At 44.5% G+C, this 18,700-nt stretch carries 20 protein-coding genes; 14 read left to right on the forward strand and 6 right to left on the reverse strand.

The genetic code is table 11. From position 1 onward, the window contains the following. The first annotated feature begins 224 nt into the window (after positions 1-224). From map to R7P69_RS19195, 3 genes are all read left to right on the forward strand, one after another. Positions 225-1,103 carry a type I methionyl aminopeptidase gene (gene map, locus R7P69_RS19185; RefSeq protein WP_005380326.1) on the forward strand — a complete coding sequence of 293 codons (879 nt, stop codon included), beginning with the start codon at positions 225-227 and terminating at the stop codon, positions 1,101-1,103. 108 nt (positions 1,104-1,211) lie between these two features. Then, positions 1,212-3,836: a bifunctional uridylyltransferase/uridylyl-removing protein GlnD gene (gene glnD, locus R7P69_RS19190; protein WP_238952086.1), complete on the forward strand. Its 2,625-nt coding sequence runs from the start codon at positions 1,212-1,214 to the stop codon at positions 3,834-3,836. Between the two features lie 142 nt (positions 3,837-3,978). Beyond that, entirely contained in the window at positions 3,979-4,362 is a 384-nt protein-coding gene (locus R7P69_RS19195; RefSeq protein ID WP_005380322.1) for a DUF3461 family protein, read from the forward strand. A gap of 90 nt (positions 4,363-4,452) precedes the next feature. On the opposite strand, the gene truC is transcribed toward R7P69_RS19195, so the two are convergent. Further along, positions 4,453-5,223: a tRNA pseudouridine(65) synthase TruC gene (gene truC / locus R7P69_RS19200; RefSeq protein WP_213967769.1), complete on the reverse strand. Its 771-nt coding sequence runs from the start codon at positions 5,221-5,223 to the stop codon at positions 4,453-4,455. 4 nt (positions 5,224-5,227) lie between these two features. Continuing rightward, positions 5,228-5,542, reverse strand: a complete 315-nt coding sequence (locus R7P69_RS19205; protein ID WP_005391784.1) for a YqcC family protein — start codon at positions 5,540-5,542, stop codon at positions 5,228-5,230. A gap of 76 nt (positions 5,543-5,618) precedes the next feature. Between R7P69_RS19205 and R7P69_RS19210 the strand changes: the two genes are divergently transcribed. Further along, positions 5,619-6,656, forward strand: coding sequence for a DUF3549 family protein (locus R7P69_RS19210; protein ID WP_213868614.1), 1,038 nt, complete (start codon positions 5,619-5,621; stop codon positions 6,654-6,656). 13 nt (positions 6,657-6,669) lie between these two features. Continuing rightward, positions 6,670-6,969, forward strand: a complete 300-nt coding sequence (locus tag R7P69_RS19215) for a DUF3301 domain-containing protein (RefSeq protein ID WP_005380315.1) — start codon at positions 6,670-6,672, stop codon at positions 6,967-6,969. Here R7P69_RS19215 and R7P69_RS19220 read toward each other — a convergent pair. Further along, positions 6,929-7,414: a GNAT family N-acetyltransferase gene (locus tag R7P69_RS19220; protein WP_025768243.1), complete on the reverse strand. Its 486-nt coding sequence runs from the start codon at positions 7,412-7,414 to the stop codon at positions 6,929-6,931. The genes R7P69_RS19215 and R7P69_RS19220 overlap by 41 nt on opposite strands. Before the next feature lie 931 nt (positions 7,415-8,345). Between R7P69_RS19220 and R7P69_RS19225 the strand changes: the two genes are divergently transcribed. The 8 genes from R7P69_RS19225 (at position 8,346) to R7P69_RS19260 (ending at position 15,510) form a co-directional block, all read left to right on the forward strand. After that, complete coding sequence (locus R7P69_RS19225; RefSeq protein ID WP_005391777.1) at positions 8,346-8,639, forward strand: hypothetical protein; 294 nt, start codon at positions 8,346-8,348, stop codon at positions 8,637-8,639. Further along, positions 8,636-9,085, forward strand: a complete 450-nt coding sequence (locus R7P69_RS19230; RefSeq protein WP_005380310.1) for a YaiI/YqxD family protein — start codon at positions 8,636-8,638, stop codon at positions 9,083-9,085. Before R7P69_RS19225 ends, R7P69_RS19230 begins: the two co-directional genes overlap by 4 nt. Positions 9,086-9,279: 194 nt before the next feature. Next, positions 9,280-10,269, forward strand: a complete 990-nt coding sequence (locus tag R7P69_RS19235; protein WP_176311134.1) for a ketoacyl-ACP synthase III — start codon at positions 9,280-9,282, stop codon at positions 10,267-10,269. Continuing rightward, complete coding sequence (locus R7P69_RS19240) at positions 10,266-11,252, forward strand: NAD-dependent epimerase/dehydratase family protein (RefSeq protein WP_053306722.1); 987 nt, start codon at positions 10,266-10,268, stop codon at positions 11,250-11,252. Before R7P69_RS19235 ends, R7P69_RS19240 begins: the two co-directional genes overlap by 4 nt. Then, positions 11,221-12,084, forward strand: a complete 864-nt coding sequence (locus R7P69_RS19245; RefSeq protein WP_005380307.1) for an MBL fold metallo-hydrolase — start codon at positions 11,221-11,223, stop codon at positions 12,082-12,084. The genes R7P69_RS19240 and R7P69_RS19245 overlap by 32 nt, the downstream gene beginning before the upstream one ends. Next, positions 12,072-13,340: a F390 synthetase-related protein gene (locus R7P69_RS19250; protein ID WP_238952087.1), complete on the forward strand. Its 1,269-nt coding sequence runs from the start codon at positions 12,072-12,074 to the stop codon at positions 13,338-13,340. Before R7P69_RS19245 ends, R7P69_RS19250 begins: the two co-directional genes overlap by 13 nt. After that, on the forward strand, positions 13,328-14,440 hold the full coding sequence (locus R7P69_RS19255) for an ATP-grasp domain-containing protein (RefSeq protein ID WP_033905524.1): 1,113 nt from the start codon (positions 13,328-13,330) through the stop codon (positions 14,438-14,440). Before R7P69_RS19250 ends, R7P69_RS19255 begins: the two co-directional genes overlap by 13 nt. Continuing rightward, on the forward strand, positions 14,437-15,510 hold the full coding sequence (locus R7P69_RS19260; RefSeq protein WP_033905525.1) for a hypothetical protein: 1,074 nt from the start codon (positions 14,437-14,439) through the stop codon (positions 15,508-15,510). Before R7P69_RS19255 ends, R7P69_RS19260 begins: the two co-directional genes overlap by 4 nt. 106 nt (positions 15,511-15,616) lie before the next feature. Here the strand turns inward: R7P69_RS19260 and R7P69_RS19265 are convergent, their stop codons facing one another. The 3 genes from R7P69_RS19265 to R7P69_RS19275 form a co-directional block, all read right to left on the reverse strand. Continuing rightward, positions 15,617-17,203, reverse strand: a complete 1,587-nt coding sequence (locus R7P69_RS19265; protein ID WP_005380301.1) for an AbgT family transporter — start codon at positions 17,201-17,203, stop codon at positions 15,617-15,619. Between the two features lie 229 nt (positions 17,204-17,432). Next, positions 17,433-17,558, reverse strand: a complete 126-nt coding sequence (gene ykgO / locus R7P69_RS19270) for a type B 50S ribosomal protein L36 (RefSeq protein WP_005380299.1) — start codon at positions 17,556-17,558, stop codon at positions 17,433-17,435. 3 nt (positions 17,559-17,561) lie between these two features. Further along, positions 17,562-17,822: a type B 50S ribosomal protein L31 gene (locus R7P69_RS19275; protein WP_005380295.1), complete on the reverse strand. Its 261-nt coding sequence runs from the start codon at positions 17,820-17,822 to the stop codon at positions 17,562-17,564. Between the two features lie 123 nt (positions 17,823-17,945). Between R7P69_RS19275 and tsaA the strand changes: the two genes are divergently transcribed. Further along, complete coding sequence (gene tsaA, locus R7P69_RS19280) at positions 17,946-18,641, forward strand: tRNA (N6-threonylcarbamoyladenosine(37)-N6)-methyltransferase TrmO (protein WP_005380294.1); 696 nt, start codon at positions 17,946-17,948, stop codon at positions 18,639-18,641. The last annotated feature ends 59 nt before the right edge of the window (positions 18,642-18,700 follow it).

Genomic DNA, 18,700 nt, shown 5'->3' on the forward strand with positions numbered 1-18,700 from the left:
CAGTCCTCTATTCCGGCGCGCTTTATACCATATTTTAGCTCACTGTGGCTAGTAAAAATTATTTCTTCACCGAGCCACTTTCTCCTATTTATAAGCAAAACTTTAAACATATGATCGAATTAAGAATGATGCATATTCCTATCTAACTTGGGTTAACGCCCCGATGTCTGATAGAATGCGGCCATTCGCACGTTTACGTGCTTAGGAATAAGTAGAGAAAGCCAATGTCAATCAAGATTAAAACTGCTGAAGAAATAGAACGCATGCGCATTGCGGGCAAGCTAGCCGCAGAGATTCTAGAAATGATCGAACCACACATCAAAGTTGGTGTGACGACAGAAGAGTTAAACAAAATCTGTCATGAGTACGCTCTAGAAAAAGGCGCATACTCTGCTCCGCTTGATTACCATGGTTTCCCTAAGTCGATCTGTACTTCAATCAACCATATCGTATGCCACGGTATTCCAGCGGAAAAAGACGAAATCGGTAGCAACGGCCAAATGAAGCCGGCGGTACTAAAAGATGGTGACATCTTAAACGTTGATATTACCGTAATCGTTCCAAATGATGAGAATGCCGATCTGAGCGTGCGTCCTCAGGGTTACCATGGTGACACTTCTAAGATGTTCCTAGTCGGTGATGTTTCGCCTGCAAACAAACGTCTGTGCATGGTAGCTCAAGAAGCACTGTACGTTGGTATGCGTACCGTTAAGCCAGGTTCAACAGTTGGCGACATCGGTACAGCTATCGAGAAGTACATCAAAGAGAACAACAAGAACAATCCTCGCAACAAGTTTTCTATTGTGAAAGACTTCTGTGGTCACGGTATCGGCGATGAGTTCCATGAAGAACCACAAGTGGTTCATTACAAGAACAAAGACCGCCGCGTATTAAAAGAAGGCATGTGCTTTACTATTGAGCCGATGATTAACGCAGGTAAATTTGGTTGCTCTGTTGATGCACAAGATGACTGGACTGTTTACACGGGCGACGGCAAGAACTCTGCGCAATGGGAACATACCATTGTAGTAACAAAAGAAGGTTGTGAAGTACTGACGCTTCGTAGCGACGATACGATTCCTCGCCTAATGAAAAACGCGTAAAGCTGACGACCACTCGTTGTTTACTATATCCCTGCTTCGGCGGGGATATTTTTTATCTGCCGCAAATTTGTTAGATTGTTATTAGATTAGCTTGCACGGATGGCAAATATGACACTTCAGTCCCCTCTTACCTTTTCCGATGAACAAATCAATATCGGTGAACTCAAACAAGAATTAGAGAAGTTTAGCTCTAATCAAAACCAAGAGTTTCTCAATCATCATCCGGTAACAAGCTTGGTTTTAGCCAGAGCTGAATATATGGATCTGCTTCTCAATCGTTTGTGGCAGCATTTTGGTTTCAAGGATATTTACAACATTTCCCTAGTTGCCGTTGGTGGCTACGGACGCGGTGAGCTGCATCCGCTCTCCGATATCGATATTTTGATTCTGTCGAACAATAAACTGCCAACCGCGTTAGAAGCAAAAATCAGCGAATTCATTACGCTGTTGTGGGATTTAAAACTCGAGGTCGGACACGCTGTTCGCACCGTTACTGAATGTGCTGAAATTGGTAAAGCCGATCTAACGGTCGCGACAAACCTGCAAGAAGCGCGACTGCTGTGTGGAAGCGAGGACTCCTTTCAGGCACTGAAGAAAGTCGTGTTATCAGACTCCTTCTGGCCAAGTGAGACGTTTTACCGCGCTAAAATTCAAGAGCAGCGCGAACGCCATGCACGTTACCACGACACGACCTACAACTTAGAACCGGACATTAAATCAACCCCTGGCGGGCTGCGCGATATTCATACATTAAGCTGGGTCGCTCGACGTCACTTTGGTGCGACTTCATTGTTGGAAATGAGCCGATACGGATTTTTAACTGACGCAGAATACCGAGAATTGGTTGAATGTCAGGACTTCCTTTGGCGAGTACGTTTCGCTCTGCACATGGAGCTTCGCCGCTATGACAACCGCTTGACCTTTGCTCATCAAGCACAAGTTGCGAAAAATCTAGGCTACGTCGGAGAAGGCAACCGAGGCGTAGAAATGATGATGAAAGAGTTCTACCGCACGCTTCGTCGTGTGGCAGAGCTCAATAAAATGCTACTCAAACTCTTTGACCAAGCGATCATTAATGGTGGGGCGACAGAAAGTGCCGAGATTCTCGATACGGACTTTCAACGTCGCGGTTCTTTAATTGAAGCGCGGAAACCCGCATTGTTCCAAGCTCGCCCAGAAACTATTCTGGATATGTTCTTACATATTGCTAACGACTCAACTATTGAAGGGGTGAGCCCACCAACGCTGCGTCAACTGCGCACCGCTCGGCGTCGGCTCAACAAGTTTTTGCACACCATTCCTGCTGCGCGTGAAAAGTTCATGGCGTTATGTCGTCACCCTAATGCTCTGCACAAAGCATTCAGCCTCATGCACCGATTAGGGGTTATGGCGGCCTATTTACCGCAATGGAGTCAGATTGTTGGTCAAATGCAGTTTGACTTATTCCATGCCTACACAGTTGATGAACACAGTATTCGCTTACTTAAACACATCAACACTTTTAGTGACCCAGAAAATCATGCGAAGCACCCAATTTGCTGTGACGTCTACCCTCGGATGCAAAAGAAAGAGCTGCTGATTATTGCCGCTATTTTCCACGATATCGGGAAAGGTCGTGGCGGCGATCACTCGATTATCGGTGAAGGAGAAGCGTACGACTTCTGCATTGAGCATGGTTTATCGAAGCCCGAAGCGAAACTTGTCGCTTGGTTGGTAAGACATCATCTATTAATGTCTGTCACCGCACAGCGCCGAGACATTTATGATCCCGATGTCATTACCGAGTTTGCCAAAAAAGTCAGAGACGAAGAATCTCTCGATTATCTTGTATGCCTGACAGTTGCAGATATTTGTGCAACCAACCCAGAACTTTGGAATGCTTGGAAACGAACTTTACTTGCGGAGCTGTATTACTCCACACAACGTGCTTTACGTAGAGGCCTAGAGAACCCTGTCGATGTGCGTGAGCGAATTCGCCACAATCAACAAATGGCCTCCGCTATGCTGCGCAAAGAGGGGTTTGCCGCGCGCGAAATTGAAGTATTGTGGCAACGCTTCAAAGCTGACTACTTCCTTCGTCATACCCATACGCAAATCGCGTGGCACTGCGAACACTTACTTCGCATGGAAGATCCGACTAAGCCTTTGGTGTTGATCAGTAAAAAAGCCACTCGTGGCGGCACTGAGGTGTTTGTATATACGAAAGACCAGCCTGCTTTATTTGCGACAGTCGTGGCGGAGTTAGATAGGCGTAATTTTAATGTACACGACGCGCAAATCATGACCAGCAAAGATGGGCACGTGATTGATACCTTTATGGTACTCGATCAACATGGCGAAGCGATCGATGAGTCTCGTCACGCCGCGGTGATTAAACACCTCACTCATGTACTGGAGGCAGGCCGACCAACCAAGATTAAAACGCGCCGTACTCCGAACAAACTTCAGCACTTTAACGTGAAAACCAAAGTCGACTTCTTACCAACCAAAGGTAAAAAACACACTTTAATGGAGTTTGTCGCGCTAGACACACCAGGGCTGTTGGCCAAAGTAGGCCGTACGTTTGCTGATTTAAATATCAACCTTCATGGTGCAAAAATCACCACCATTGGTGAGCGAGCAGAAGACTTGTTTATTTTAACCAGTGATGCAGGGGGAAGATTAAGTGAAGAACAACAGGATGAGCTAAGAGAGAGATTGATCGAAAAGTTATCTGATGAGGTCGCAGCTTAGATAAAACCTGCCAATCTTTTCGGTTCAGGGCGAGAGCGATCTTGCCCACAAGTTAAGCATTTTGGCTAAATATCAGCTATCTAGCTCATACATAGGCTGCTACAGTTATATCAATATCAATTCGATGTAATAGAGGTAGCCTATGTATCCCCACCTCACTGGTTTGGGTATTCACGACCCTAAGCAGATTGAACGTTATTCCCTACGCCAAGAAGCACACAAAGACGTACTCAAGATCTATTTCCACAAGCAAAAAGGCGAACTATTCGCTAAAAGCGTTAAATTCAAATACCCACGCCAAATCAAAAATGTTCTTGTTGATAGTGGCAGTCACAAATATAAAGAAGTAACGGAAATCAACCGTAACCTCACATTAGTCATTGATGAACTGAATAAAATCACTAAGCCAACGAAACAACCTGAGGTTGATGTAAAAGAGAAAATTCTTTCAGACCTTCGTCATTTAGAAAAAGTCGTTTCGAGTAAGATCGCAGAGATCGAAGCGGATCTTGAAAAACTAAAGTAAACGTTAAGTCTTAAATTTTAAAAAAGGGTTAGCATTGATGCTAACCCTTTTTATTTGTACCCAATCATTATCTAGATCTAACTGCACCGATTATCTGTTAATCATCGATTCATCCCACTCAAATCGAGTGAACAATTGCTGCCAAGTTTCATCAAGATTGGCCGTCATGACAATCTCTTGATCGGTAAATGGATGGACGAACCGTAACTCTGAAGCATGCAGTAGCAGACGATGAGATTCAAACTCTGTGCGATACAGCTTGTTGTGCTTTCCATCCCCGTGCGTTGTATCACCCACGATCGGATGGCGTAGATGTGCCATATGACGACGAAGTTGGTGCTTACGCCCCGTTTTAGGTTTCATCTCAACTAAGCAATAACGCGTTGTAGGAAATTTACCCGTCGAATAGGGAACCTCCACTTTAGCCAACGGCTTATATTCCGTCACCGCTTCTTGCGCCTCTTTTTCTTGTGAAGCGAACTTATCCGCAATCTTGTCTAACTCGACTTTGAGCGCGTAATCCAAAACGCCCTCTTCCTCAATCCAACCGCGTACTATTGCGTGGTATGTCTTTTCCATTTTATGTTCAGCAAACATCGGCATGACTTGTGATGCGACTTCACTCGACAACGCAAACACGAGCACACCAGATGTTGGGCGATCCAGACGATGCAATGGGAACACATGCTGACCAATTTGGTCACGCAAAGTTTGCATGACAAACTGAGTTTCGTGTTTATCTAACCAACTGCGATGCACTAACATGCCGGCAGGCTTGTTGACCGCTACAAAATATTCATCCTGATAAACGATCTCCAGCTCAACTGGTTCTGAAGATCGCGCTATTTTTTGTTCTAGCATTAGTTTACTTACACAGTTCGTCAATGGTTCGGATTGTAACAAGCAGCTCTGCGAACTGCGGTTCCTGCTTCCACGCTTCTGAAAAATAGGGCTCGAGAGAAAACCCTCTTGGCAATGGTTGGTTGTTTTCCACTAGCACGTGCATTCTGTCTATAAAGATCCACTGCAACCACTCATGAGGATGCAATGTATCAATCGCAAATGGCTCCACGCTTTGTAAGGCTTGCTCTGAAGGCCTAGTGTGTTGCCACAACTTATGTTCTTTAAGCTGCGTTTCAAGTTGGTGAAGTAAGTCGACCAATTGAGTATTTGTTACCATTAATTCTATCTCGAACCTTGAATTAGCCGAGAATGATACCATTTCTTGTGAAAAGAACGTTAGGACGTCGTATTTAATGGAAAACATTCAAACCCTCACTCAACTGTTGAACAACAGCCGCTGTGATTATCAAATCTTCGATCTTGGTCGTCGTATCAAAACCATCGCTAAGAAAGAGTTTGCCGATGTAGAAAAAGGTCAAGCACCGTACCCATTCCCAATGCAGCGTAAAGCACACCTTGCCATCGCGTACTGGAATGAACAAAAGCAACCTTGGATTTGGTTTCTAAAGTTTGAATTGGACGAGCGCGGTTTGTTAAAGCAAGCGGATATCGGCAATTTCATTAAATACGTCGTGGAGGCTATGGGAACACGCCTCAATGATGATATCACTGAAGAGCAACAGCAAAAGCTGTCTAACAACCCATACACTTTCAAACCTTCCGAAGATAAAATGGCCGTGTTTCATAGCCAGGTCCGCGCAAACCTCAATCTTCCTACCAGCCAATATTACGAGCATACCCAGCATTACTTCTCTGGAGGTTTAGGCTGGGATAATTGGCAAACTGTAGGTCTGCAAGGTATCACAGACATAGCCGCTCGCCTGGACAAAGAGCAAAACGGGGTAATGATACGCAAAGCGTTGAACCACCTACCAAATGAGCCACTTTATGCCCTATTAGGTGCGCTTGAGCACGTAGAGCTTCAAGAGCGTTTAGCAGAACGTATCGCGGAAAAGGCACAGCAAGAAATCGCAAGTAGCGAACCTGATCTCTTCCTACTTTCAGCACTTATCCGAGCCCTTGCTGGTGCACCAACAGAAGTCGCCTCTCCAGTATTAGATGCGATATTGCATAGCCCTCGTTTAAGCCATCAGGAGGTATTGATTGGTGTGGCGGGTCGCGCTTGGCACTTACTCGCCAATGAAAAGGTAGCAGAACAGTTTTTGCTGCGTTTAGCTCAAACCGGTAATCAAGCCCTATTTAATCAGTTATTTGCCGATTTAGTGATGCTGCCAGAGTTAAGAATGGTGTTATTGCCTTTACTGCATTCAAACCCATCAGAGGAACTAGCAAATGCGCTAGTAAGCTTACAACAAACAACAAAAAGCTAAGAAAGGTTCAGGAATGATTGGTGATCTTTTAGCAATTTTAGGGCTCTGCTTTTTCTGTTACCTGTTTTGGCAACAGCGTCGCCAAGCCGAACTCGCAAAAGCGGCCATCACGCGTAAATGTGAGCAATTGGATCTCCAATTAATCAGCATCGCCTTTGGTGCCCATAAACTAAAAACGCCAGACGGAGTCTGGCGTTGGCATACGGTGTATCAATTTGAGTTTTCATCTCTTGGTGACGATTGCTACCAAGGAGAGTTAACCATGGTCGGTTTCAGGCCGCAGAACTTTCACCTACCACCGCATCGCTTGTAAATTCCATTTCAAAGTAAGGACCATATACATCCTTACTTTCTTTTGTTTTAACAAATCCCAGCTTTTTCAGTACCGCCATAGAAGCCTGATGATTGCTATTCACGTTAGCTTTCACCTTATTCAAGCCCAACTCACGGCACGCTTTGGGGAAAAATGCTTTTAGTGCTTCTGTTGCTAACCCTTTACCCCAATATGATTTATCAAAAATAAACCCTAATTCAGGTTCGGAATCGAGATTAGCAATAAACACGTGCCCCATATAGTCACGACTGGTGCTCTCTAGCACTGCCATACTATAAATGTTCTCATCATCCAGTATTTTCTCAAACATCTGTTTGGCAGACGCAACTGTATACGGACCATTCAATTCAGCACGGTTTTTCGCACAGCAATTCAGCATGACGAATTCTAGTTGCAACGACTCATTGTAGGGTAGAAGAAGCATTCTTCTGGTTACTATGGCCACATCTGTTCCTTGATTACAACAAACTTAATCTATCCGCAGATCACAAACTCGATGAGCTGAACATGCTCAATGATTGCGGGCTAACACCTTGTAGAGAAGCCGAAAGTTAAACCAACTGGTTGGAAAGGATATTGATCTGAGTTGTTTTTTATTAAGTGTTATTAGGAATTTATATATTTTGTGATATTGATATCCCCAAATAACATCGAGATGCTTAATTCAATGAGAACACTGGATATCGTTTTTATATAAGAAAGACCCCGACACATAAGTATCGGGGTCATGGTCTTACTCGCAGCAGTCCGGCTACTAAAAGTGCTCCATGCATCATCCATAATAGTGGCTGATTCCGTCAGCTTATTCCTTACGTCGCCGTCCTAGCGGTGTCCTTATCATCCTGGCTGCTAACATTCCTCGTTAGCACACGTCACTTGTTCCTTGAGCGGTGTCCCTTGCATCTTCCTGATGCTGTCCATAGCCTCAATCCTAGAGGGGTCCATTGTCTATCCTTAGTCATCAACATCCTATTGATGATCGTATCCTTACAATGTCCTACGCTCCATGCTTGATTAATCATCCTGACCAACCAAATCGTCTTCCTGACGATAACCAAATCCTTGGTGCTTTCCTGTTCCATGTCTGCTTCCTGCTGACAACTCTCAATTTACGCCTTTTCCAAAAATAGACAATCTATCTAAGATAAATATTTGGCTCTCACATTGGTTAACAAGTTGTTAGATCATTATTTATCAGAAACTTAAGCTCTTCAGCTTCTCTTTTTCCGCTTACGAAATCGTTTTCTCTCACAACCTATGTAAGAGATCTCTCACACTACACTCTCCAAAATGCCATTCGCCAAATTAGCGCACTCAACGTATGATGATAGATATATCGTTGTTAAGGATTAAAAATGTTAACTCAAGACGTTACTAAAGAATTAGAAGCGGCAATGGAACAGTTGCAACAACAAGGAAAAGAGCCAACCGTAGCGTTAGTGAAAGCACGCTTGAAAACGCCAGTTCCAATGCCAGCATTAATCACCGCAATAAAAAGTTGGAAGAGTGCTCAACGCGTACCCAAGGTTGAAATCGCAGCACAACACCACACCGATAATGATCGTCTTGAAGCCCTAGAGCGCACCGTAAAAATGCTAGCCATTCGTATTGAAGAGTTAGAAGCGAAACTCAGTGAGAAGTCATCATGAAGTTATGGGTAGATGCAGACGCGTGTCCGAAAGTTATTCGCGAAACCATTGTGCGTGCCGCCGAGCGTACGGGGATTGAATGTACGTTTGTCGCTAACCACGTTGTCCCTGTGCCGAAAAGAGACAACATCCACTCGCTGCAAGTCCCTGCGGGATTTGACATCGCAGACAACGAAATCGTCAAGCGTGTGGAAGCCAACGATTTGGTGATCACGTCAGATATTCCGCTTGCAGATGAGGTTATCTCTAAAGGCGCTCAAGCCCTCAGTTCTCGTGGCGAGCTCTATACAAAAGACACCATCAAAGCTCGCCTAAATATCCGCGACTTTATGGAAACCATGCGTTCAAGCGGAATTCAGACAGGTGGGCCCGCCGCGCTTTCTCAAACCGATCGACGCGAATTTGCAAACCATTTGGATCGTATTTTGGCGAAATTTAAGAAGTAACCCTCACTCTATTCAAATTGAGCCAGCAAATAAAAGCCTGGCTCATTCCTGAAAATTCATTCTCAGCATTGCACCCAAAGCGTGCTCTTACTCCCATTTGTTTTGTTCTGTTTATTTTTCATCTTGCTCGCCATAGCTTCAATATGCAACGTGGTTTATTTTGAACGACGTTTTTAATAAGTGTATAGAGAATAATGGGCTTTAACATCGTTTCCAGTGGAAGCTACCTGCCAACGAATCAATGGTCTGATCGAGAGATGGATCGCTTCCTAAAATTAGCGCCAGGGACCTGCCGAAATAAATTCGACGTTGAATATCGTCATGTAGCCAATATAAAAGAGACCGCTATTTACATGGCAGTGCAGGCAATAGAGCAGTGTTTAGGAAACACACATACCTTAAGCTCCGTTGATCTTCTTATCTACGCTAGCGGCACACACCACCAGTCTCTACCCTACGACGCCTCAGCGGTTCTCGCCGCGTTAGACGCTCCAACATGGCTAGAAAGCTTTGATTTGAACAGCACCTGTTTATCCTTTCTCTCTGCGCTTGATCTTGCCCAGAGTCTATTCTTAGCAAAACGATACCGTCGGATTCTTATTGTCACCAGCGAACTCGCCACTGGCATCACACTGAATCGAAATTTTACGCTCAAACCAGAAGTTGCAACGCTATTCGCAGACGGTGCCGCCGCATTTTTGCTCGAAGAACGCAACGATGATGGATTGCTCACCAGTCACTTTGAAACGCATCATACCGGGTATTCATTTTGTCAAATTAAGGGCGGAGGTAGTCATATCAATCCGCATACCTCCGAGCATCAAGCCTATTTAAAAAGTTGCCAGTTTGAGATGGAGGGCAAAGCACTCTTTAAACATGTGCGTAAAGCCTTACCAGCGTTTCTAAAAAAAGGGTTTGACGCCTCTCCGGTAACACTCAGCGATATTGATTATTTTCTTCCTCATCAAGCCAGCGCGCATGGATTAAAAAAACTGCCTTCACTCACCGGGCTACCAACAGAGAAAACCGTTAATCACTTTTCGACTTTGGGAAACCAAGTCGCCGCCTCACTCCCAATTAACTTACACTGGCTGCGTAATCAGCCAGAAACCGCAGGAAAACATGTGTTATTAGCTGGCACCGCCGCAGGGTTGTCACTAGGGATGGGAGTGCTAAAACTATGAAGATATTGGTCACTGGTGGCAGCGGGATGTTGGGTAGCGCAATTCTGAGAATGTTTCACCAGCAGCATGAACTGCATTTTACAGCACGAAACACAGTCATCGCTAAACAACTCGCCGAGCAATTCGATGTTATCCCACATATAGTCGATTTAAGAGACCACTCAGCAGTTCATGCGGTATGCCAAGGTATGGATGCAATCATCCATTGTGCCGCTCTCTCAAGCCCATGGGGAAAGTGGCAGGCGTTTTATCAAGCCAATGTAGATGCCACCAAAAACCTCGTCAATGCGGCTAATACCCATCAAATCTCGCGTTTTATCCATATTTCCTCCACCAGCGTCTACTTTGACCATCAAGACCGTTGGAATATTCGAGAAACCGACGCCATAGCTTCATACTGGTGTAATGATTATGCACACACAAAATACCTATCGGAAATTGAAGCCGTAAAAGGCCGAAGTAAAGCGATCATTTTAAGGCCGCGTGGCATTTTTGGACCCAATGATCGCGCGATTATCCCAAGAGTGCTTAAGGCGATAAAAAACAACACTCTGCTTCTGCCATCGGGTAGAAATCCTGTGGTTGATCTGACCTATGTCGACAACGTTGCCCATGCAGCGATGCTCGCTTGCACTCAGGCAGACCGACTTCAGCATGGTGATGTGTTCAACATTTCCAACAACGAACCAATGCCAATTGAGACTGTTCTGCAAGCTTTATGTGAGGGGTTAAACCTAAAAGTAACGTTACAATCATTACCATACGGTGTGGTATCACCATTATTAAAGCTCAGTGAGCAAATACGAAGGCACTTACCACATCAGCCAGAACCAAGGCTCACCTCATACAGCGCAGGATTGTTTAACTATCATCAAACTCTGGATATCAGCAAGGCTAAACAAACACTGAATTACCAACCGCTTTTTTCAATTCAAGAAGGAATACAGCAGTATGCAAACTGGTCTAAAAATAAAAATCTTTGAGGCTGGACACTGCGTACACCCAGGCTTTGTTGTCAAACCAGGTTCTGGTATCAAGCCTAGAGCATTTCCGGCAGCCGTTGCGTTAATTCAGCACCCAACACAAGGCAACATCCTGTTTGACACGGGATATCACGAGCATTTTTTTAGCGCGACTCGTCCCTTCCCTGAACGTTTTTATGCTTGGACAACACCTTGTCGCTATAAAAAAGAACACGGAATTGTTGCGCAGTTAGCAAAAGAAAGTCTCAAACCTCATGATATTGAACACTTAGTGCTCTCCCACTTCCATGCTGATCACATTGCTGCCGTGTCTGAGTTTTCCCACTCTCAATTGCATTGCCAACAAAAAGGGGTAGATGCAATTACTAAAAGTGGTCGAATTGGAGGCGTAAGAAAAGGATACCTAAAAGCTCTACTTCCTCCACAGCTTGAACCTAACTTATTCATTCATAGTGATTTTTCTGTACCAATCAGCCAAATTCTTCCTCAGTGCCAAGGTGTTAATTTGCTCTGTAAAGACATGTTCGACGATGGATTTATTTATATGGTTAGCTTGCCAGGCCATGCAGCTGGCCAAGTGGGCTTGCTAGTTAAAAGAGACCAAAGTTGGCTGTTCTTACTCGCCGATGCATGCTGGTTAATCGAGAGCTTGAGTGAAAATATCGATCAACATTGGCTGGCGAACATGCTTTGCGATGATACAAAAGCCTATAAAAACACCCTCTCCGAGTTGAGAAGTTGCTACCAACAAACCCACCACTTTGTTCGCTTCGTGCCTTCACATTGTCAGGAAACTATCCAGCAGCTAATCAAAGAAGGATGGATGAAGTGAGAACGCTTATCTCAGAATTCTGGCGAACCCGCTACCGCCCCTTCGGCTCAAGGGAACAAGTCGAAACATGGCAGCAACAACACTTAACGCAACACTTGGATTGGGTATGCCGTCATTCACCGTATTACCGCTCACTTCAAGGTGCACCACTCAGTGATTTACCTATCATGAATAAGCAAACCATGATGGAGAACCTCTCGGAGTTGAATACGAAAGGCTTAGATGCTGAACAGCTAATGCAACAAGCACTCGACGCAGAACAGTCACGCAACTTCGCCGCTTCGAAAGTTGGCGATGTTACTGTTGGGCTTTCTTCGGGCACATCAGGCATGCGCGGGTTGTTTCTTGCTGACAAACAGGAAACACAACTATGGGCTGGCAATATATTGGCTCGCCTGTTGCCCAACCTATGGCAAAAACACCGAATTGCTCTAGCCTTGCGCGCCAACAGCCCACTGTATAAATCCGTCGCGAAAGGGCCTGTAACATTTTTTTATGCCGATTTAACCAAACCTTACCAAGAATGGATAAAAGAGCTGGATGAGTTCCAACCCACGCTTTTGGTTGGTAGTGCGCAAGCTCTTCAGCTCTGCGCCCAGTTCAGCGGTCAATTTGGTCAACCCGCAATTCAACCACAGCGGATCATTTCTGGTGCAGAAGTCCTAACCGAGAGTGACCGTCACTTTATTTCTCAACGGTTCGACAGCGAACTCCATGAAGTCTATCAATGTACTGAAGGTTTTCTTGCATGTACTGATCAGCATGGACAAATGCGCTGGAATCAAGATGTTATTTACATCGAAAAACATTGGCTGAATACCGAACGTACTCATTACAGCCCAATCATTACGGATTTTCGTCGTAAAACTCAGCCAATTATTCGTTATCAGCTCGACGATATTATTGAGAATAAACAGGATAATGGCGTATTTGAACCTCTTGGCGCAATTGCCGGACGATGTGGTGATCGCCTCACGCTAAACGCAAACCACGTCCCAGTGACGGTGTTACCAGATCTCATCTACCGCGCTATAACACTATCCGCCCAAAGTCGCGTGGATTACCGAATCACCCAAACAGGGTCACAAACCATTCAAATTGAAGCGGATGTTCACCACCATCGGGTTATACATCAAGCCTTGATAAAGTTGTTTGACCAATTGCGGCTTGATCCTGTCAGATTTAGTTACCGCCCTGCGCCTATTTGGACGCCAATGAATAAACAACGACGTGTGGTGAACATATGCGGGTCTTAATCACCGGAGCCCGATCACCAGTTGCACTAGAGTGGGCAACCATGTGTATGCATCATGGACATGACGTAACTCTCACCGATTCGCTAAAAAAACCTCTAGGATCGTTTTTGCGAGGCATCGAGTCTTATATCCCCACCGCTTCGCCTCGATTTGCGTTTCCCACCTATCAACAACAGATCCTAAAAATCATTACTCAGATGCGTATTGATATAGTGATACCCACTTGTGAAGAAGTGTATTACTTGGCTCATGTTGCCAAACAATGCCCAGAAGTAGATTTTTTTCTGCCCAATGTGGGACTACTCAATGCCCTGCACAACAAGTTGACCGTCTTTGAACAGCTTCAAAGTTTGCCAGAAATCACACTTCCAAAAACTCGTTTGGTCGCTGATAAAAGTGAGATTGAAATTAATAAGAGAACCGTTCTAAAGCCCGTTTACTCTCGGTTTGGCGGGCAAGTCATAAGAGATGTGACGACTCAGTCTATTTCTGCCGCCACGATATCGCCCCTTTACCCTTGGGTTCAGCAACAAAAAATCCATGGGACTCCGGTGTGTAACTATGCCATTTTTGAACATGGTGACCTTAAAGCACACCAAGCTTATGTGCCGAAATACTGTGTAAACGGCTCGGCCGCCAGTGCTTTTCAGCCGATCTCGTGCGAACGACTAGATACATTTATCGCAGCTTTTGGTAAACGTCATACTTATCATGGGCAAGTGTCGTTTGACTTCATCAAATCACAAGATGAACTCTACGTGATTGAATGTAACCCAAGAGCCACCAGTGGTTTGCACCTACTCTCGTCTCGATGCAACCAACTGCTTCCTAATATGGAGTTTACCAGTCCTTCCAAGCAGCGATTGCATCATTTAGGTCCAATAACACTCATCGCTGAAGGCGGGTTATCCCTGTTCAAGGCTCGAACTTGGCAAGATTGGTGGTCTGGAGTGAATGTGATGCAACAGCATAACTTACCGGTCGGGAGCCAAATCCGGAGTATGTTTGAATTACTCCGGTTAGCTAGGCAGAACAAGACGAAGTGGAGCGACGCTTCTACCGTTGATATTGAGTGGAATGGAGAGGCATTGAACTCATGACACTTTCCTCTCAAGAATGGCATCAAACCTTTATCACTCTTATGCAGTCAAATCCTATTGATGAATGCACAGCAAGCTTTGGTTGCTACTATATCGATGATGTTGCCATTCCTTACTCCGTAACACCACAAATACCAAACAACTGTTATGCAGTCTCCCCTATGACACTGCTTAGTGGCTACGCCGAAGAAGAGCTTCACAAAGTCAAAAATGTGGCTGTTCGATGGGTATGTAAGTTACTTATTAATATGACTAAACCAATCTTATCATTGGCTGGATTGGATCAAGTCCAAACGCTCAACAATCAGTGCTTGTCCACCAATATGTATAGCGAACAATGGGCAGCCTTAAATCTCGATGAACTGCGTCGCGTCGCACTCGATCAATACCCCACCTTTCCCTTGGTGCTTCGCTCCCTCAACCAGCGTCAGCATTCACACTTAATTCAGCGATTGAAGCAGCCAAAATGGCAAAGCTTGGTAACACGACAAGTGTATTTACTTGATGATTGGCAAGCGTTCAGCTTCAACCGAGATTTAACGAAAGACTTCAAACTGCTTAATGATAAAGATTGGCAGTTTAGGCCACTGACCACTGATGAAGAGTTTCAGCGTGCCAAAGAGTTATATGACATGCTTTACCTTGATAAATACAGCCTCAATAACATCCAGTTTTCAACCCAATATTTAAAACAGGCGAGCCAGAACAAATTAGTAAAGTTAGTGGGACTGTTTTATCAAGAAGAGATGCTGGCTACGTTAGGCATTGTAGAAATTGATAATGATATGACTTGCCCAATTTTTGGCTACGATACCAATAAGCCACAACGCCTCGCATTGTATCGTCGAATATCGGCCTATACCATCCGCCACGCAATGATATTCCAGCGTCGTTTTAATATGAGCTCAGGTGCTCCGGCTTTTAAACGCAACAGAAAAGCCCGGCCAGAAATTGAATTTAGCTATGTTTATATTGCGCACTTACCTTGGTACAAACGCATAATTTGGAAAAGCTTATGCTGGCTCACTCAGCACTTTTATCGCCCTTTGTTGATGCGTTTTCAGCTATAAACCGACATCTATAATCAGGTAAGCCTGCGTACACAGTCTCAATCGATAAAAAAGCCTGCGACGTTCGCAGGCTTTTTATAATGGAGCTGTGTGAGGTAACCGTTTTCTACGGTGTGTAGTATGTTGCTGCGCCAGGGCCTACTGGTAAACCAAATACGAATACCCATAGGTAGAAGAGCACACTCCAACCTACTATGAAGCAGATTGAGTAAGGTAGCATGGTCGCGATCAGCGTACCGATACCTAAGTTCTTCATGTAACGAGTCGCTACGGCAAGAATCAGACCAAAGTAGCTCATCATTGGAGTAATGATGTTTGTCGTCGAGTCACCAATTCGGTAAGCAGCCTGAATCGTTTCCGGTGCATAACCAACAAGCATCAACATAGGAACAAAAATCGGAGCCGTTACTGCCCACTGTGCCGATGCCGAACCAATCATTAGGTTGATAAAGCCACACATCAGGATGAAGGCAAAGAACAACATTGGACCAGTTAAGCCAATTTCTTGCAGGAAGCTAGCGCCAGCAACCGCGAATACCTGACCGAAGTTAGTCCATTTAAAGAAAGCAACGAACTGAGCCGCAAAGAAAACTAATACAATGTACATGCCCATAGAAGACATAGATTTCGCCATTGCATCAATTACATCGCGATCCGTCTTCATCGTGCCAACAACTTTACCAAACACAAAGCCTGGAATAGCAAAGAACACAAAGATGAATGCCACGATACTTTTCAGGAATGGTGAACCTGCAATTGTACCTGCATCAGAACGTAGAATGCCGTCTTCTGGAACAACCGTCCAAGCAAGCAGCGCTGAAACAACCAGTACAGCAACACCTGCTAGTTTTAGGCCTTTCTTCTCAATGTCTGTTAAGCCACCCATTTTGTCGTTCGACAAATCTTCTGAAGCTTCTTCTTCACTGTATTTGCCAAGCTTTGGCTCAACAATTTTTTCAGTAACAAACGCACCTGTGATTGCAATGAAGAATGTCGACACAAACATGAAGTACCAGTTAACTTCTGGACCAACAGTGTAAGTTGGGTCGATCATTTGCGCCGCCGTTTCAGTAATGCCTGACAACAGCGGGTCAACCGTACCAATAAGTAGGTTTGCTGAGTAACCACCAGATACACCAGCGAACGCCGCAGCAAGACCGGCAAGTGGATGACGACCTAAAGAATGGAACAGCATTGCAGCCAGTGGAATAAGTACCACATAGCCAAGCTCTGATGCCGTATTTGAAATGATACCCGCGAAAACGACCGTCACTGTTACCATGCGTTGAGATGCACCCATGACTAAGCCACGCATTGCTGCAGATAGCAAGCCTGAGTATTCAGCAATAGCAACACCCAACATCGCAACCAATACCGTACCCAAAGGTGCAAAGCCGACAAAGTTTTTCACTAGATTGGTAACGATTAGTTCAAGGCCATCAGCGTTAAGCAAGCTAACGACATGAATCATGCCATCCGCGGCACGACCTTTTGCACCCTCAGGACGAGGATCAACTACGGAAACTTCGAAGTATCCTGCAATACCCGACATCACCAGAATGGCTAAACAGAAAATGGCAAATAGTGTGATCGGGTGGGGTAATAAGTTCCCCAAATATTCGACAGTATCCAAAAAGCGCGTAAACAGCGGCTTCTTAGGCGAGTTTTGTTTAATTGAATCAGATGAACTCATCTGTTCCCTCCTTGTTTTTATTCCTATGCAAATGTGACAAAAATGTCAAAAAGCGTGCGAAGGGTACTTGAGTAGAAGGTCAAATAAAAGCCCTAAATGTTACAAACTGTGACGAACAGAGGCATTTATAACCAACATTGAATAAAAATGTAGATATTTCATCCATGTAAGATAATTAACTCAACATTATCAATTAAACAAAACCATAAGTTAGATATATGCTGGCTGATTACTTTTGCACAGCTTTGAATCTCGGGTTCGTTTTACAAATGACATAAAGACGCCCTCTCCGTTTTACAATCTGACAATCCGGATGACGACTTTTTGCACTTTTTAATGATTTTACTACCTTCATGATTTATTCCTTTTCGCTCTTAAATTGACCAAAACGACGGTTGAAGTTCGCAATTCGACCTTCGGTTTGTACAACGCGCTGTTTACCGGTGTAGTACGGGTGAGAAGCTGACGACACATCTAACGTAAAGTAAGGGTAAGTTTTGCCATCTTTCCATTCGATGGTTCTCTCCGTTTTCAACGTAGAACCAACGACAAAGTACTTATCTACACTGGTGTCGTGGAACACCACAGGACGATATTCAGGGTGGATTCCTGGTTTCATAATACTTTTCCTTTCAATTAAATTGTTATGTTATAACATTTTAATTAATAATCATTATCAACAAGAAAAGCAAGAGAAATTTGTGATACTTTTCATCTCAATGAATTCTTAAAGATGTCCACCATGTATTCCATCGAACCCATCGGCGTCATTGAGACACCGTACAAAGAAAAGTTTGCAGTTCCGCGCCAACCACGCTTAGTACCAGAGGCTAAAGCACGCGTAAAACTGTTAGGTGCAGCAAATAGCCCTGAAGCAGTGCGTGGGCTAGAACAGTTTTCTCACGTTTGGTTGTTGTTTCTATTTGATCAGAACCTGGAAGCTGGTTGGAAACCAACTGTACGTCCGCCACGATTAGGCGGCAATGAACGAATTGGTGTCTTTGCCTCGCGCTCGACTTTCCGTCCAAACGGAATCGGAATGTCAGCCGTTGAAGTGAAAGGAGTCACTAAGCAAGGCGATCAAATCTATCTTGATTTAGGCAGTGTAGATCTCGTGGATGGGACACCGATTGTGGATATTAAGCCTTATATTCCCTATTCGGATTCTATTTCGGAAGCACAAGGCGGATACGCAGACCAAGAACCAGAAAAGTCACAAGTCACCTTTTCTGCTCAAGCATTAGCAACGATAGAAAATCGATCCGATACTGACTATGTAAGATCAGTCATTGAACAAGTTCTGGCACAAGATCCTCGCCCTGCATATAAGAAAAACAAGCCGGACGACAAAGAATATGCGGTAAATTTGTTCGACTTGAACGTAAAGTTCACAGCAACAAGCAACTTAATAACGGTTACCGCTATTGAAAGCTTTTGACAAACGCAATTGGCTGATATTATAGACGGCTAACAAATTTCCCTTTAGGGAACTCCCAT

The sequence above is a fragment of the Vibrio sp. 661 genome (assembly GCF_033339315.1).
In the GTDB taxonomy this organism is placed as follows: Bacteria; Pseudomonadota; Gammaproteobacteria; order Enterobacterales; family Vibrionaceae; genus Vibrio; species Vibrio alginolyticus.

Coding starts and splice junctions, on each gene's coding strand:
- map (WP_005380326.1), top strand. CDS start 225: ATGTCAATCAAGATTAAAACTGCTGAAGAAATAGAACGCATGCGCATT.
- glnD (WP_238952086.1), top strand. CDS start 1,212: ATGACACTTCAGTCCCCTCTTACCTTTTCCGATGAACAAATCAATATC.
- R7P69_RS19195 (WP_005380322.1), top strand. CDS start 3,979: ATGTATCCCCACCTCACTGGTTTGGGTATTCACGACCCTAAGCAGATT.
- truC (WP_213967769.1), bottom strand. CDS start 5,223: ATGCTAGAACAAAAAATAGCGCGATCTTCAGAACCAGTTGAGCTGGAG.
- R7P69_RS19205 (WP_005391784.1), bottom strand. CDS start 5,542: ATGGTAACAAATACTCAATTGGTCGACTTACTTCACCAACTTGAAACG.
- R7P69_RS19210 (WP_213868614.1), top strand. CDS start 5,619: ATGGAAAACATTCAAACCCTCACTCAACTGTTGAACAACAGCCGCTGT.
- R7P69_RS19215 (WP_005380315.1), top strand. CDS start 6,670: ATGATTGGTGATCTTTTAGCAATTTTAGGGCTCTGCTTTTTCTGTTAC.
- R7P69_RS19220 (WP_025768243.1), bottom strand. CDS start 7,414: ATGCTTCTTCTACCCTACAATGAGTCGTTGCAACTAGAATTCGTCATG.
- R7P69_RS19225 (WP_005391777.1), top strand. CDS start 8,346: ATGTTAACTCAAGACGTTACTAAAGAATTAGAAGCGGCAATGGAACAG.
- R7P69_RS19230 (WP_005380310.1), top strand. CDS start 8,636: ATGAAGTTATGGGTAGATGCAGACGCGTGTCCGAAAGTTATTCGCGAA.
- R7P69_RS19235 (WP_176311134.1), top strand. CDS start 9,280: ATGGGCTTTAACATCGTTTCCAGTGGAAGCTACCTGCCAACGAATCAA.
- R7P69_RS19240 (WP_053306722.1), top strand. CDS start 10,266: ATGAAGATATTGGTCACTGGTGGCAGCGGGATGTTGGGTAGCGCAATT.
- R7P69_RS19245 (WP_005380307.1), top strand. CDS start 11,221: ATGCAAACTGGTCTAAAAATAAAAATCTTTGAGGCTGGACACTGCGTA.
- R7P69_RS19250 (WP_238952087.1), top strand. CDS start 12,072: ATGGATGAAGTGAGAACGCTTATCTCAGAATTCTGGCGAACCCGCTAC.
- R7P69_RS19255 (WP_033905524.1), top strand. CDS start 13,328: ATGCGGGTCTTAATCACCGGAGCCCGATCACCAGTTGCACTAGAGTGG.
- R7P69_RS19260 (WP_033905525.1), top strand. CDS start 14,437: ATGACACTTTCCTCTCAAGAATGGCATCAAACCTTTATCACTCTTATG.
- R7P69_RS19265 (WP_005380301.1), bottom strand. CDS start 17,203: ATGAGTTCATCTGATTCAATTAAACAAAACTCGCCTAAGAAGCCGCTG.
- ykgO (WP_005380299.1), bottom strand. CDS start 17,558: ATGAAGGTAGTAAAATCATTAAAAAGTGCAAAAAGTCGTCATCCGGAT.
- R7P69_RS19275 (WP_005380295.1), bottom strand. CDS start 17,822: ATGAAACCAGGAATCCACCCTGAATATCGTCCTGTGGTGTTCCACGAC.
- tsaA (WP_005380294.1), top strand. CDS start 17,946: ATGTATTCCATCGAACCCATCGGCGTCATTGAGACACCGTACAAAGAA.